This window comes from Stenotrophomonas sp. 109824_Sma, from assembly GCF_056480025.1.
Window position 1 is genome coordinate 3,520,396 of record NZ_CM151078.1, and the last position, 15,295, is coordinate 3,535,690.

The window sequence follows — 15,295 nt, forward strand, 5'->3', positions numbered from 1 at the left end:
TCGATACCTGACAGATGTGTCGACCAAGGTCGACACCTACCGACAGCACACGGAATCTGTCAGAGGTGGGGCGGTGTCGGAGTGCGGGGTGTCAGCCGCATGGATGCGGCTGCCAAGCCTACAGGGACGTACTTGCGGCGTCCCCGCAGTCCGACACCGCCCCGCCAAACCACGGGTAGTCCGCTGTTGCTGTTGCTTCGGCCTTTGCCGTTGCTTGAAGGCCTCTGCGGGTGCCGGGCGCCGCCCGGCCGACTTCCGCCACTTGCGGTGGCAGCGACTGCCCACTAGCCTTCGGCCGTCGTTCACCACCCAAGGACCGCCCGTGAAACACCGTCATCTCCTGCTGGCCTCGGCAATCGCCGCCGCCACGCTGGCCCTGGCCGCCTGCAAGAAGGAAGCTGCCCCAGGCACCGATACCGCCAGCAGCAGTGCCCCGGCCGGCGAAACCGCCGACCAGTTCGTGGCCCGCATCAATGCCGAATTCAAGGCCGCCTACCCGGAGATGACCTCGGCGCAGTGGCTGTCCTCCACCTACATCAACAGTGATTCGGAACGCATCGCGGCCAAGGCCAACGAGCGCTCGCTGACCCAGCTCAACAGCTGGATCGAACAGGCGGCCACGTTCGACGGCAAGCCGATGAGCGAGGACAGCAAGCGTGCGATCCACCTGCTGAAGCTGATGTCGTCGATGCCGGCACCGCGCGACCCGGCCAAGCTGGCCGAGCTGACCCAGATCGCCACGCGCATGGAAGGCAGCTACGGCGCCGGCAAGTACTGCACCGATGCCAACGATCCGAACTCCTGCCGCCAGTTGGGCGAGCTGGAGCAGGTGCTGGCACGCAGCCGCGACTACGACAAGCAGCTCGATGCCTGGCAGGGCTGGCACAGCACCACCAAGAGCATGCGCGGCGACTACCAGAAGTTCGTCGGCCTGGTGAACGAAGGCGCCAAGGGCATGGGTTTCACCGATGCCGGCCAGATGTGGCGCAGCGGCTATGACATGCCGCCGGAACAGATCGGTCCGGAAACCGACCGCCTGTGGGAACAGGTCAAGCCGATGTACGAGCAGCTGCACTGCTACGCACGCGGGAAGCTGGACAAGACCTACGGCAAGGACAAGGCCGAAGTGGGCAATGGCCTGATCGCCGCGCATCTGCTCGGCAACATGTGGCAGCAGGACTGGTCGAACCTGTGGGACCAGCTGGAACCGTACCCGGGTGCCGGCAGCCTGGACATCACCGCGGCGCTGGAAAAGCAGTACCAGACCAACCTGAGCGCAGCGCTGGCCAAGGCCGGCAAGGACGCCAACGTGGCCGCGCAGTACAAGGCGCAGCGCGAGGCCGAACTGCGTACCGCCAAGCAGATGACCGAACGGGCGCAGGACTTCTACGTGTCGCTGGGCATGCCGTCGCTGCCGCAGTCGTACTGGGAACGCACCCAGTTCATCAAGCCCGACGACCGCGACGTGGTCTGCCACGCCAGCGCCTGGGACATGAACATGGAAGGCGACGTGCGCACCAAGATGTGCATCAAGCCGAACGAAGAGAACTTCACCACCATCTACCACGAGCTGGGCCACATCTATTACGACCTGGCCTACAACCCGCTGCCGCCGCTGTTCCAGGGCGGTGCCAACGATGGCTTCCATGAAGCGATCGGCGACACCATCGTGCTGGCGATGACGCCCAAGTACCTCAGCTCGATCGGCCTGGTCGACGCGCCGACCGAGAGCCGCGAAGCGGTCATCAACAACCAGATGCGCATGGCGCTGTCGGGCGTGTCGTTCCTGCCGTTCGGGCTGATGATCGATCGCTGGCGCTGGGGCGTGTTCGATGGCTCGATCACCGCCGACAACTACAACAAGGCATGGTGGGACCTGAAGGCCAAGTACCAGGGCGTGGCGCCGGCCAGCACCCGTGGCGAAGAATTCTTCGACCCGGGCGCGAAGTACCACGTGCCGGGCAACACCCCGTACACGCGTTACTTCCTGGCGCGCATCCTGCAGTTCCAGTTCTACAAGGGCCTGTGCGACGCGGCCGGCTACAAGGGCCCGCTGCATGAGTGCACTTTCTACGGCAACAAGGAAGCCGGCCAGAAGTACTGGGCGATGCTGAGCAAGGGTGCCAGCCAGCCGTGGCAGGCCACGCTGAAGGAGCTGACCGGCACCGACAAGCTCGATGCCGGCCCGATGATCGAGTACTTCACCCCGGTCAACGAGTGGCTGAAGCAGCAGAACGAAGGCCAGATGTGTGGCTGGCAGGCCAACGCGGCACCGGCGGCGAAATGAAAAAAGGGGCGGATCCGCGAGGATCCGCCCCTTTCTGGTAGTGCCGGCCGCTGGCCGGCAACCACGCGATGAAGACCCATTCGACAGCCGGCCAGCGGCCGGCTCTACCGAAATGTCTGTCAGCTGTTCTTCTTCGCCGCCATCGCTGCAGCCAGCTCGGCCTTGAATTCCTCGAAGGTCTGGCCCTTTTCCTTCGCTTCGGCCTGTGCGGCATCGCGTAGCGCATCGGAGTACATCAGGCGCACCGGCGTGCCGTTGCGCTCGTGCAGCTCACCGGCCTGCATGATCAGCGCCAGCACCTGCGCAGCGCTCTCGCTGTGGCCCGCGATGCGGCCATCCATGCCCAGCACCCATTCGCCATCACGGCGCACGACACCGGCCAGCAGGGTGCGCTGCGCGTCGCGCAGTTCGGCATGCGGCTCCACCGGCGAGGCCTGGGCAGCGGCCTTGTTGGCGGCCTGCTTTTCCTGGCGACGGCGCTGGTCGCGGCGGGTCTTGGAGCTGGTGGACATGGTGCGGTACCGCTGCGAGGGGGGCGCAAGGATAGCGCACCCCGCCCGCAGCGCTGCTTCACGTCGCCTCAGTCCAGCACTTTGCCGTGGCGCCAGTACCCCATGAAGGTGATCGCGCGGCGGTCCAGCCCGCAGTCACGGACCAGATGGCGACGGATCGCCATCACGGCCCCGGCCTCACCTGCGACCCAGGCGTACAGCGGCCCCGCCACGCGGCTATCGGCCTGCTCCCAGAGGATCTGCGTATCGACGTCGATCTCCTCCAACGCATCGCCGGCAGCCACGCCCGAGGCCGCAGCCAACCTTGCCTGGACTGCCTGCAGCAGGGGCTGCCCGTACGCCGCCTGCCCGCGCGGCAACCAGACCAGCTCGGCCGTGGCCGGCGCCTTCAGGGGAACCGCATCACCGGCCTGCGCCACTTCCAGCAGGGCCAGCGTGCGCGGCGGATCCACCATGGCCGCCAGTTCCTCGAGAATCCCGGCCACTGCCGGCAACGCGGTCTCGTCAGCCACCAGCAGCACCTGGCCAACGCCCGTCGGCGGCTTCCATTCCCAGCCCTCGCTGCTGTCGGCGCAGTCGGCATCCGGGGCCAGCAGCACCACGCGGTCGCCCGGCCGGGCATGCATGGCCCAGCGCGAGGCGGGACCGGTCACGCCGTGGATGACGAAATCGACATCAACCTCGCCCTGCTCCGCACGCAGCTGGCGGATGGTGTAGGTGCGCATCGGCGGGCGCTGATCGTCCGGCAGGGCCCGGTAGCGTGGATACCAGTCGTCGCCGCTGGGGACCTGCGGCACCTCCTGGCCGGGCAAGGGGAAGAACACCTTGATGCGCTGGTCCGGCCCTTCGGTCTTCATCCGCGCCACGTCGGCACCGGTGAACACCATGCGGTCCAGGGAAGGGGAAAGAACGCGGCGCTCCTTCAGCGCCACCTCGAACAGGCGGTAGGTCTGCTGCGCAGCCATGGGGGAACCTCATGCAACGACATTGGATCGGCTGGCTGTCGTGCACCTGTGCACCGGCTGGCTGGAGTGCCCAGCCTAGTCCGGTGGTTTCCCGTCGCAAGCGCTGCGGGCGTCGCGGCCTGCCCTACCCCTGCACGCTGCTCAGTGACCCGTGCAGGCCGCCTGCGCCGTGCGTTCACGCTGGTGTTCCCAGTACCAGAACACGAAGCCGGCGCCGAAGAACGCGGCCTGGCCCAGCGCCAGGTGCAACGGGCTGGCGCTGAGCAGCGGCGACACCACGCCGGCCACCACGGTGCTGATCATCAGCTGCACGAACGCCTGCAGCGACGAGGCCAGGCCACGCTGGTGCGGGTACATGTCCAGCACCGCGAGCGCCAGGATCGGGAAGATCAATGCCATGCCCATGCCGCCCAGGAAGATCGGCAGCACCGCCCACGGCAGCACGAACTGCGGCGCCAGCGCCACGTAGCCAACGTTCAGCAGCACCGACAGCGCGCACAGGCCGAAACCGATGGCGACCTGGCGGGTGGGCGTGGTGTGCCCGGCCATGCGCCCGGACAGGAACGAGCCGGTGGTCATGCCGCCGATGGTGGGGATGAACAGCCAGGCGAAGCCGCCCTCGCCCAGGTGCAGGTGCTGCATCACGAACACCGGCGCCGAGGAGATGTACAGGAAGATGCCGCCGAAACCGATGCTGCCGGCCAGCGCCAGGCGCAGGAAACGCGGATTGAAACCGATGCGCACGTAGTCACGCATCAGCACGCGCGGCGACAGCGGCACCCGTGCCTCGACCGGATGGGTTTCCGGCAGGTAGCGCGCGGTCGCTGCCAGCAGGACCAGTGCGAACACCACCAGGAACCAGAAGATCAGCGGCCAGCCCGCGCCACTGAGCAGGATCCAGCCACCGATGATCGGTGCAATGGCCGGGGCGATGCCGAACAGCATCGACACCTGGCTCATCAGCCGCTGCGCGTCGTGGCCGTGGTACAGGTCGCGGATCACCGCGCGGCCGACGATCATGCCGACGCCCGCGGACAGGCCCTGCAGCGCGCGGAACGCCAGCAGCGTGGTCAGGTCGGTGGAAAGCGCACAGCCGACCGAGGCGCCGACGAACACCACCAGGCCGCCGAGGATCACCCGCTTGCGGCCCCAGGCATCGGACAGCGGGCCGTGTGCCAGGCTCATCAGGCCGTAGAACAGCAGGTACACGCTGATGGTCTGCTGCACCGCCACCTCGTCCACCGCCAGGCGCTGGGCCAGCTGCGGGAACGCCGGGAAGATGGTGTCGATCGAGAACGGACCGAACATGGCCAGGCCGGCGAGCAGCAGTGCCATGCGGCGGGTGGAAGGAGCAACAGCGGCGGTCATGGAGAAGGCGTCCGGCAGGGCCATGCGCGGCACGCACGGCGGGCGCCGGTCCCCTGCAGCAGGGACGGCGCCAGATGAATTCGGGTATTCGCCCATCATAGGTGGGGATTGCGCCTGACGCCATGCAGCAGTGCACAAAACGCACGGACGGGCCATCGGCCATTCAGGCGCCGCGGCCGGGCCCGGAGGCGGCTGGCGCGCCCGCAACGGGCTATAATCGGCGGGCAACACGGTGGGAGAAGCGGAACACCGCTGCCGAAGGCGCAACGCCCGTAATCGCTCAGGCCCGATACCACCCGTAACACAACTCTGGAGAGACCGGTTCGATCCGGCGCCGAAGGGGCACGAAGCCGCGGTTTTCCGCGCTTCCAAACTCTCAGGCAAAAGGACAGAGGGGCGCCCCGCAGACCGCCGACCGGCGGCTTGTGCCCGTGCGTGTGCCCTTTCCTGACGGATCCTTCGCCATGTCCCAGAACACCCCTTCCCTGCGTGAGCTCGAGCACCACAATGCGTTCGTCGAGCGCCACATCGGCCCCAACGATGCCGAGATCGCGCAGATGCTCGACGTCGTCGGCCATGCATCGCTGGATGCGATGACCGATGCCATCGTACCGGCCAAGATCAAGTCGCCGGCGCCGCTGGCACTGCCGGAATCGATGACCGAAGTGCAGGCACTGGCGAAGATCCGTGCGATCGCCGACAAGAACACCGTGCTGCGCAGCTTCATCGGCCAGGGCTACTACGGTACCCACACGCCGAACGTGATCCTGCGCAACATCCTGGAAAACCCGGCCTGGTACACCGCCTACACTCCGTACCAGGCGGAAATCTCGCAGGGCCGCATGGAAGCACTGATCAACTTCCAGACCCTGTGCGCCGACCTCACCGGCATGGAAATTGCCAACGCCTCGCTGCTGGACGAAGCCACCGCCGCCGCTGAAGCGATGACCCTGGCCAAGCGTTCGGCCAAGTCGAAGTCGGACACCTTCTTCGTGCACGACGCCGTGCACCCGCAGACCCTGGAGCTGCTGCGCACCCGCGCCGAGCCCATGGGCATCGTGCTGCGCGTCGGCACCCCGGCCGAGGCACTGGAAGCGGAAGCCTTCGGCCTGCTGCTGCAGTACCCGGACACCTTCGGCCAGGTCGGCGACTACAAGGCGCTGGTCGATGCCGTGCACGCACGCGGCGGCCTGGTGGCCGTGGCCAGCGACCTGCTGGCGCTGACCCTGCTGGCCGCCCCGGGCGAATGGGGCGCGGACATCGTGGTCGGCAACAGCCAGCGTTTCGGCGTGCCGTTCGGCTTCGGCGGCCCGCACGCCGCGTTCATGGCCTGCCGTGACGCCTACAAGCGCTCGATGCCAGGCCGCCTGATCGGCGTCTCGGTCGATGCGCAGGGCAACCCGGCCTACCGCCTGACCCTGCAGACCCGCGAGCAGCACATCCGCCGCGAGAAGGCCACCTCCAACATCTGTACCGCACAGGTGCTGCTGGCGGTGATGGCCTCGATGTATGCCGTCTACCACGGCCCGGAAGGCCTGACCCGCATCGCCCGTCGCACCCACCGCCTGGCCTCGATCCTGGCCGCGGCACTGCGCACGGCCGGCGTGCAGGTCGGTGGCGACTTCTTCGACACCCTGCATGTCACCGGCGTGCACGCCGATGAGATCCACGCCAAGGCCCGCGCCGCCGGTTACAACCTGCGCGCGATCGACAGCGATTCGGTCGGCATCAGCCTGGACGAGACCGCCACCCGCGCCGACGTGGTCGCGCTGGCCGCCGTGTTCGGTGCGCAGGCCGACGTCGACGCGCTGGATGCCAGCACCGCCGATGCGCTGCCGGCCGGCCTGCTGCGCCAGTCCGCGTTCCTGACCCACCCGGTGTTCAACACCCACCACAGCGAGCACGAACTGCTGCGCTACCTGCGCTCGCTGGCCGACAAGGACCTGGCGATGGACCGCACGATGATCCCGCTGGGCTCGTGCACCATGAAGCTCAACGCCACCGCCGAGATGATCCCGGTGACCTGGCCGGAGTTCTCGCAGATCCACCCGCTGGTGCCGGCCGACCAGGCGCTGGGCTACAAGGAACTGATCGACACGCTGGAAGCGATGCTGGTGGAATGCACCGGCTACGACGCGGTCAGCCTGCAGCCGAACTCCGGCGCACAGGGCGAGTACGCCGGCCTGCTGGCGATCCGCGCCTACCACCGCTCGCGCGGCGAAGACCACCGCGACATCTGCCTGATCCCGGACTCGGCGCACGGCACCAACCCGGCGTCGGCGCAGATGTGCGGCATGAAGGTGGTGGTGACCAAGACCGATGCCAACGGCAACGTCGATGTCGAGGACATCCGCCTCAACGCCGAGAAGTACAGCGACCGCCTGGCCGCGATCATGATGACCTACCCGTCCACGCACGGCGTGTTCGAGGAAGAGGTGGTGGAGATCTGCGAGATCATCCACAAGCACGGCGGCCAGGTGTACACCGACGGTGCCAACATGAACGCCCTGGTCGGCGTGGCCAAGCCGGGCAAGTGGGGTTCGGATGTTTCGCACCTGAACCTGCACAAGACCTTCTGCATCCCGCACGGCGGTGGCGGCCCGGGCGTCGGCCCGTGCGCGGTCAAGGAGCACCTTGCCCCGTTCCTGCCGGGCAAGCTGGGTGACAACGGCCCGGTCGGCATGGTCAGCGCGGCCAGCTTCGGCAGCGCTTCGATCCTGCCGATCAGCTGGATGTACATCGCGATGATGGGCCGCGACGGTCTGCGCAAGGCCACCCAGGTCGCGCAGCTCAACGCCAACTACATCGCCAAGCGCCTGGCCCCGCACTTCAAGACCCTGTACACGGGCCGCAACGGTCTGGTGGCACACGAGTGCATCCTGGACGTGCGCCCGCTGGAGAAGACCAGCGGCATCGGTGCCGAGGACGTGGCCAAGCGCCTGATCGACTTCGGCTTCCATGCCCCGACGCTGAGCTTCCCGGTGGCCGGCACGCTGATGGTGGAGCCGACCGAGAGCGAATCGCTGCACGAACTGGATCGCTTCATCAACGCGATGATCCAGATCCGCGAGGAAATCACCGCGATCGAAGACGGCCGCCTGGACCGCGAGGACAACCCGCTGAAGAACGCGCCGCACACTGCCACCGCAGTGACCGCCAGCGAGTGGACCCACGCCTACCCGCGCGAACTGGCCGCCTTCCCGCTGGCCAGCCTGAAGCAGAGCAAGTACTGGCCGCCGGTGGCGCGTGTGGACAACGTGTACGGCGACAAGAACGTGATGTGCGCCTGCATCCCGGTCGATGCCTACAAGGATGATGAAGTCGAGGCTTGATTCCTCACTGCATCGGTAAAGAAAACGGCCCGCGCAAGCGGGCCGTTTTCATAAGGGCGTGTGGACCAAGGTCCACACCCACACACATCCGGTCACGGGTCCGGCATCTGCCCCAGGCTCAACTGCCACGACACGCCGAAGCGGTCCTGCACCCAGCCGTAGCGGTTGCTGAAGTCATAGTCGCCCACCGGCATCAACCAATGGCCACCCTCGCCCAGTACGCGTGCGGCACGTTCGAACTGCTCGGCGCCGGAACACTCGACGAACAGCGAGATCGACGGCGAGAAGGTGAAATCGTGCACGTCCAGGCTGTCGAAGCACAGGTAGTGGGTGCCACCGAGCAGGAAGATGGCCTGGCGGACCTGCCCGGGCACGCCGGCGCCGGCGCCCTCGGGGTGGCGTTGCAGGGCCAGCAGGCGGAAATCGGCAAAGGCTTCGGCGTACAGGGCCAGCGCGGCCTCGGCCTGGCCGGTGAACATCAGGAAGGGACGGCTGCGCAGCATGCGGTGCTCCTGGTCGACGGGCCAGTGACGGCCCACGCGATCAGGATGGCACGGCGGATGTGCAGCCCCCGTGGTAGTGCCGGCCGCTGGCCGGCAGCTTCAATCAGGCCTCGCGCATGCGCCGTGCGATGGCGCTGCTGGCGGCGATCGTGGCGGTCAACGCCACCATCGACAGGAACTGCAGGCGGGTGTGCGACTCACTCAGCAGCAGGCCGAAGATCAGCGCCAGGATCGCCAGTGCACAGCAGGTCAGCCACGGGAAGCCGGCCATGCGGAACGGCAGGCGGGTGCCCAGGCGATCCGCGCGCCGGCGCAGCACCAGCTGCGAGACCAGCGACAGCGTCCACACCAGCAGGCAGGTGGAACCGACGATGTTCAGCAGCACCGGCAGCACCCGGTCCGGGAACAGCAGTTCCATCACCGTGGCTGCAAAGCCGAACAGCACGCTGGCCAGCACGGCGATCACCGGCACCTGACGCGGGTCGGTCCAGCCAAGCACGGCCGGCGCTTCGCGGCGCTGCGCCAGCGAATACATCATGCGCGAGGCGCCGTAGAGGTTGGCATTGAGCGCCGACAGCAGCGCGATCACGGCAATCAGGGTGATGGCGGTACCGGCGCCCGGGATGCGGGCGATGTCCAGCACCGCGGCGAACGGCGACTTCAGCGCCTCGCTGGTCCATGGCACCACGGCGATGATCACGCTCAGCGAGCCGATGTAGAACACCAGGATGCGCCAGGCCACGGTGCGGATGGCTCGGGCAATGCTGCGCTCGGGGTCTTCGGTTTCGGCCGCCGCCACGGCCACGATCTCGGTGCCACCAAAGGCAAAAACGACAACCAGCAGCGCTGCACCGATCCCGGCCAGGCCCTTCGGTGCGAAGCCACCGTGTTCGGTGAAGTTGCTCAGGCCCGGCGAGGTCACCTGCGGCAGCCACCCCATCAGCAGCGCCACGCCAATGGCGATGAAGGCCAGGATCGCCGCCACCTTGAGGATGGCGAACCAGAATTCGAACTCGCCGAAGTTCTTCACTCCGAGCAGGTTGATCGCGGTGAAGAACAGCATGAAGGCCAACGCCGCCATCGGTACCGGTATCGCCGGCCAGACCGTGGCCAGCAGCCCGGCTGCACCCACTGCTTCGGCGGCGATCACGATCACCAGCTGCACCCACCACAGCCAGCCCACGGTGGCACCGGCGGTAGCGCCCATGGCGTCGGCTGCATACACCGAGAACGCGCCACTGGTGGGCTTGGCCGCCGCCATCTCACCCAGCGCGTTCATCACGATGATCACCAGCGCACCAGCGACCAGATACGACACCAGCACCGCCGGACCGGCCGCCTGCACGCCCACGCCCGAGCCGAGGAACAGGCCGGCGCCGATGGCACTGCCCAGGCCCATCATGATCAGCTGGCGGGGCTTGAGCGAATGTCCGAGGCGGGACGGCGAAGCGGTCGGAATCGAGTTGGGCATCGGCGGGGCTGGCGGCGGGCTACAGGGGCGACACCTTACCCTGTCCCGTGCCCACGGGGATAGGCACAGCGCAGCAGTCGGCTCAGGCCAGCGCCGGCTCGCCGACGTTCCCACCGATACGGGCGCGGTAGGCGCGCGGCGAGAAACCGGTTTCAGCCTTGAACTTGCGGGTGAAGGCGCTCTGGTCGCTGAAACCGCAGGCCTGGCCGATGCAGGCGATGCTGTCGTCGCCATGCAGCAGGTGCATGGCCATCTGGATCCGCAGCCGGGTCAGCACCTGCTGCGGGGTCATCTGGAACACCTTGCGGAAGCTGCGCTCCAGCTTGGACAGCGAGAAACCGGTGATGTCCAGCAGGGTCTGCATGCGCACATTCTCGGCGTAGTGCGCATTGAGGTGGGCCAGCGCCAGCCGCAGCTGCTCGTACTGGGTGCCGAGGCTGTCCTTCTGGCCGAGGTCGCGGGAAATGCCGATCAGCCCCTCGATGGCCCCATCGACCACCAGCGGGCGCTTGCAGGTCAGGCACCAGCCCGGTTCGCGGTTGGCGAACAGGTGCAGCTCCATCAGGTTCTCGATCACCTCGCCGGACAGCACGCGGGCGTCCTGGTCGACGTAGTCCGCACTGAGGCCGGTCGGGTAGATCTCGGCCGCGGTACGCCCGATCACGTCCTTGCGCGCGCGCAGGCCCAGCCGCCGCAGCATGGTCTGGTTGACGTGGGTGTAACGCCCCTGGCGGTCCTTGATGAAGAACAGCACATCCGGGATGGCGTCGAACAGGGCTTCGATGTCGGCGGGCTCGACTCGCATGCCACAAGCATAGCCGAGGCCCCTTGCCGGTGCGATCACCCTTGCGGGACTTGCGCTTAACGCCGCCAGGCCCACCGTGGGGGCCAGCCCCCACCGGAGAACCGGCCATGCCCCGCGGTGACAAGTCCGCCTATACCGAAAAGCAGAAGCGCCAGGCCGAGCACATCGAAGAGAGCGAGCGCGAACGCGGCGCCAGCGAAAGCACCGCAGAGCGCATCGCCTGGGCCACTGTGAACAAGCAGGATGGTGGCGGCAAGCGTAGTGGTAGCGGGCGCAAGGTGGCGAAGAAGGCAACGGCGAAGAAGGCGCCGGCCCGCACGACGGCCACGAAGAAGGCAGCAAAGAAGACGGTGGCCAAGAAAGCCAGCACCACCGCCTCACGCAGCGCTGCCGCGAAGAAGGCAGCGAAGACCCGTGCGGCAAAGAAGACCGTGCGCAAGGTGGCGGCGAAGAAAGCAGCACGTACCCGCGCGCGCGGCTGAACCCTTCGATCAGGGCGACAGCGTCCTCATCCACGCGGCAACTTCGGCTGCAGCTGCGTCGGCGCGCGCCTGCAGCAGCAGATGTGGCCCCTCCAACGACACATGGCGGGCATCGGGCAACAAGGCCTGCAGCTCGGCCACGCTGGGCGGCCACAGCAGGCGGTCCTGCCGGGCATGCAGGCACAGCGTCGGCACTTCGATTCCTGGCAGCAATGCGCGTACGTCGACCCGCAGCGTCGCCGCAGCACGCTGGCGCAGGGTTGCCGCCGGCACCTGCGTGATTGCCAGGCTCAGCTCGCGCAGGTTCGCACGCGTCCGCCATTGCCCCAGCAGCAACCGGGCCATCAACGCCAGTGGCGGCAACGGCCACGCCGGAGCCAGTATCCGCGCGCTCGCCGCAGGCAGCGGCACCGGCCTCCGTGCGAAGGTCGTACTCAGTACCAACCCATGCAATCCAGGCAGCCCGGCCACCGCCAGTTCGATGGCCAATGGTCCGGCGAACGACTCGGCCAGCAGCACAAAAGGAGATGCCGGAAGCTGCGGGCGCAGGATCGACGCCAACGTGGTGTAGTCCTGCGGCCCCTGCGCGGGCATCGGCAGTACCTGCATCTGCATGCCCCGCGCCTGCATTGCCTCTACGAAGTGCGCCGACAGCAGGCCGGTGCCATCCAGGCCTGGCAGCATCACGACCGGCAGCATCACGGCATTCATCACGTTGATCACCCTTCAGGTTTCTTCGCACGGCTCCCTGCCTGCAGCTTCACGCATTGGCTCGGCCCAAGGAAGTGCACGGCGGCACACGCGGCGCTACGCTGGTGGTCCCGACGGAACGGAGAAGGCGGCATGCGCAAGCCACGCGGGCTCAGCTGGACCGGCATTGCCATATGCACACTCTATCTCGCGCTGACCACCTGGCTGGTGCTCGATGCCCAGGCCAACAGCGACCCCAAGGGCGCCTACATCCTCATGCAGCTGCCGGTGATGCTGCAGACCGCAGCACTCGATGCCATCAGCATGGGTGGGTGGCTTTCCGGAAAGACCTGGACGACCGTCTACCTGCTGGTGATGCCCCCTACCCTGGTCGTGCTGTATGCCGTGGGGGCCATGCTCGGCAGTGTTCTTGAACAATGATGGTGATGTGTCGGCCTGTCTGAGCAGGCAATGGGAATACGGCCGCCCAGGGCGGCCGTATTCCTGTCACGGGTTCAGCAGTCTGCTCAGGCTGCGCGACGCGGCACGGCCGAAGCCGCTGCGCCTTCCACCTTGAACACCGACACCGACGTGGTCAGTGCATGCGCCTGTTCTTCCAGCGCGCGGCTGGCCGCGGTGGCTTCTTCCACCAGCGCGGCGTTCTGCTGGGTCACCTGGTCCATCTGCACCACCACCTGGTTGACCTGCTCGATGCCGGCGGCCTGTTCCTTGCTGGCCGCTGCGATGTCGCTCATCAGCTGGGTCGTGCGCGAACTTGCCTGGGCCACACGCGCGATCGCGGCTTCCGATTCAACGGTCACCGCCAGGCCACTCTTCACCTTGGCGGCGGCGTCTTCGATCAGCTCCTTGATCTCCTTGGCGGCGACACCGGCACGCTGCGCGAGCGTGCGCACTTCGCTGGCGACCACGGCAAAACCGCGGCCCTGCTCGCCTGCACGTGCGGCTTCCACCGCCGCGTTCAGCGCCAGGATGTTGGTCTGGAACGCGATGCCGTCGATCACCGTGGAGATTTCCGAGATGCGTGCCGACGACTGGTCGATCTCACCCATCACCGAGGCCATCTGTGCCATCGCCTGCTCGGTCTCGCGCACGGCGGCGCCGGCCGCATGCGCTTCGCTGTCGGCCTGACGCGCCAGCTCGGCGTTCTGGCGCACGGTGGAGGTCAGCTCCTCCATCGATGCGGCGGCCTCTTCCAGGTTGGCCGCCTGCTGCTCGGTGCGGCGCGACAGATCGTTGTTACCGGCGGCCAGTTCCTGCGCCGCGTTGTTGATGCTGTCGGCAGCCACCTGGATGCCCCGCACGATGCCGGTCAGCTGTGCGGTGGTGGTGTTGGCATCGTCGCGCATACGGGCGAACACGCCGTCGTACTCGCCGTCCATGCGTGCGGTCAGGTCGCCGTGCGAGATCGCGCGCAGCACGTCGGAGACATCGGCGATGCTGGCCTGCGAACTGGCCATCATGCCGTTGAGATGCTCGACCATCGCCTTGAACTGGTACTGGAACGCAGCGGCATCGCCACGCATGCTGAAATCACCAGCGCGTGCGGCGCGGGCCAGTTCATCGATCTGCGCGTTGATCGCCATCAGGCTCTGCTTCACCGCGGCCAGGGTGCGGGTCAGCGTGCCCTTCTCGCCCGGGTAGTCCGGCAGGTCGCGGCTGAGGTCGCCGATGGCGTAGCGCTGCATCACCTCGGCCATCAGCAGTTCCACCTGCACGTGCGATTCGACCAGGCTGTTGGTGGCCTGAACCATGCGGCCGAAGTCACCCGGGAATGCACCGGCGTCCATGCGATAGCGGATCGCCCCCGCTTCGTGCTGCTCGGCCATCTGCAGCTGCGCGCCGATCGCCGCCTGCATGCTCTGCCGAACGCTGGCCATCGCCTCGCCCAGCTGGGTCAGTTCGTCACGGCCACCAAGACGGAACTCCTGGTCCAGCTGGCCCTTGGACAGGCGTTCGGCCAGGTTCACCGCGCGGGCCAGCGGACCGGTCAGGCTGCGGCCGATCATCACCGAGGCACCGATGCCCACCAGCAGCGCGACGCCGCCCAGCACCAGCAGCTGCAGCAGGCTGCGCTCACCCAGGCGTATCGCCTCGGCGGCCGCGTCGCGGCTTTCCTTCTCTTCAAAGTCCACACCATCGGACAGCGCCTTGTTCCAGCCGTTGGCTGCTTCCTGCACCGGTCCCAGGGTCAGCGCCACGGCGCCCGGGTAATCGCCCTGCTCCATCAGTTCGCTGGTCTGCTTGTTGAGCGGGCGCGCGATGGCACGCTTGGCCGCAATGGTTTCCGCGATGGCCTTGCCGTCGGCGTCGCTGGGCAGCGCCTGGTAGGCGGTCCAGCTGGCCTCGTAGCGCTTGACCAGATCGGCGATGCGCTGCTCATCGTGGCCGCGGTCATCGCCCTGGCGGATCAGCATCTCGCGCCGCACCACCATCATCTGGTTGTTGGCATCTAGCATCTGCGACAACAGGCGCACCTTGGCCACGCTGACATCGACCACCTGCTGCATCGCGCGCTTCTGCACGACACTGGCGGTGGCGCCGGTGGCCACCACGGCGGCGACCAGCAGCAGCAACAGGCCAAAGCCCAGCCCAAGACGCCAGGCAACCCTGACGTTCCTCAAGTAGTTCATGGGGGTATCCAAAACGGGGGGATGTGGCCTTATCGGCGGCCCGGCACGCGATCTTGATCGCCGTCCATCGACGGCGTCGGCCACCGTTCACCTTGGTGAGCCCGCGGCCCAGCGGCACCTGCGCACTGGAACGGCTGCGATGGCGATGGCTGCTCATGCCGGCATCAGATTCCTTTCACGACGGCTCGGCAGCGGCTGCGGGCAAGGTGATGACGTGACCTGCTGGAGA

General features: G+C 67.3%; 12 protein-coding genes and 1 riboswitch. Of the genes, 4 read left to right on the forward strand and 8 right to left on the reverse strand.

Annotated elements, in window-relative coordinates; all coding sequences use genetic code 11:
- Positions 1-322 precede the first annotated feature (322 nt).
- Positions 323-2,287: a M2 family metallopeptidase gene (locus tag ACZK1G_RS16685; RefSeq protein ID WP_014038105.1), complete on the forward strand. Its 1,965-nt coding sequence runs from the start codon at positions 323-325 to the stop codon at positions 2,285-2,287.
- Between the two features lie 119 nt (positions 2,288-2,406).
- On the opposite strand, the gene ACZK1G_RS16690 is transcribed toward ACZK1G_RS16685, so the two are convergent.
- The 3 genes from ACZK1G_RS16690 to ACZK1G_RS16700 form a co-directional block, all read right to left on the reverse strand.
- Positions 2,407-2,799, reverse strand: a complete 393-nt coding sequence (locus ACZK1G_RS16690) for a hypothetical protein (protein ID WP_008265644.1) — start codon at positions 2,797-2,799, stop codon at positions 2,407-2,409.
- 68 nt (positions 2,800-2,867) lie between these two features.
- Positions 2,868-3,764, reverse strand: coding sequence for a siderophore-interacting protein (locus tag ACZK1G_RS16695; RefSeq protein ID WP_101765917.1), 897 nt, complete (start codon positions 3,762-3,764; stop codon positions 2,868-2,870).
- Between the two features lie 141 nt (positions 3,765-3,905).
- Complete coding sequence (locus tag ACZK1G_RS16700; RefSeq protein WP_042359276.1) at positions 3,906-5,132, reverse strand: multidrug effflux MFS transporter; 1,227 nt, start codon at positions 5,130-5,132, stop codon at positions 3,906-3,908.
- A gap of 299 nt (positions 5,133-5,431) precedes the next feature.
- Positions 5,432-5,534, forward strand: a riboswitch (glycine riboswitch).
- Positions 5,535-5,596: 62 nt separating this feature from the next.
- Here ACZK1G_RS16700 and gcvP point away from each other — a divergent pair.
- Positions 5,597-8,464 carry an aminomethyl-transferring glycine dehydrogenase gene (gene gcvP / locus ACZK1G_RS16705; protein WP_101765918.1) on the forward strand — a complete coding sequence of 956 codons (2,868 nt, stop codon included), beginning with the start codon at positions 5,597-5,599 and terminating at the stop codon, positions 8,462-8,464.
- A gap of 92 nt (positions 8,465-8,556) precedes the next feature.
- Here the strand turns inward: gcvP and ACZK1G_RS16710 are convergent, their stop codons facing one another.
- The 3 genes from ACZK1G_RS16710 to ACZK1G_RS16720 form a co-directional block, all read right to left on the reverse strand.
- On the reverse strand, positions 8,557-8,967 hold the full coding sequence (locus tag ACZK1G_RS16710) for a VOC family protein (RefSeq protein ID WP_005418291.1): 411 nt from the start codon (positions 8,965-8,967) through the stop codon (positions 8,557-8,559).
- A 103-nt stretch (positions 8,968-9,070) separates the two neighbouring features.
- Complete coding sequence (locus ACZK1G_RS16715; protein WP_014038111.1) at positions 9,071-10,438, reverse strand: amino acid permease; 1,368 nt, start codon at positions 10,436-10,438, stop codon at positions 9,071-9,073.
- An 82-nt stretch (positions 10,439-10,520) separates the two neighbouring features.
- Positions 10,521-11,243, reverse strand: coding sequence for an AraC family transcriptional regulator (locus tag ACZK1G_RS16720; protein ID WP_014038112.1), 723 nt, complete (start codon positions 11,241-11,243; stop codon positions 10,521-10,523).
- A 107-nt stretch (positions 11,244-11,350) separates the two neighbouring features.
- Between ACZK1G_RS16720 and ACZK1G_RS16725 the strand changes: the two genes are divergently transcribed.
- On the forward strand, positions 11,351-11,725 hold the full coding sequence (locus ACZK1G_RS16725; protein ID WP_101765920.1) for a hypothetical protein: 375 nt from the start codon (positions 11,351-11,353) through the stop codon (positions 11,723-11,725).
- A gap of 9 nt (positions 11,726-11,734) precedes the next feature.
- Here the strand turns inward: ACZK1G_RS16725 and ACZK1G_RS16730 are convergent, their stop codons facing one another.
- The gene (locus tag ACZK1G_RS16730) at positions 11,735-12,436 is read right to left on the reverse strand and encodes an alpha/beta fold hydrolase (protein ID WP_101766436.1); all 702 of its coding nucleotides are present in this window, start codon (positions 12,434-12,436) and stop codon (positions 11,735-11,737) included.
- A gap of 132 nt (positions 12,437-12,568) precedes the next feature.
- Here ACZK1G_RS16730 and ACZK1G_RS16735 point away from each other — a divergent pair, with 132 nt between their 5' ends.
- The gene (locus tag ACZK1G_RS16735; protein ID WP_101765921.1) at positions 12,569-12,856 is read left to right on the forward strand and encodes a hypothetical protein; all 288 of its coding nucleotides are present in this window, start codon (positions 12,569-12,571) and stop codon (positions 12,854-12,856) included.
- 86 nt (positions 12,857-12,942) lie between these two features.
- Here ACZK1G_RS16735 and ACZK1G_RS16740 read toward each other — a convergent pair whose 3' ends face one another.
- A complete protein-coding gene (locus ACZK1G_RS16740) occupies positions 12,943-15,066 on the reverse strand; it encodes a methyl-accepting chemotaxis protein (RefSeq protein ID WP_101765922.1) in 2,124 nt (707 codons plus the stop codon).
- Between the last annotated feature and the right edge of the window lie 229 nt (positions 15,067-15,295).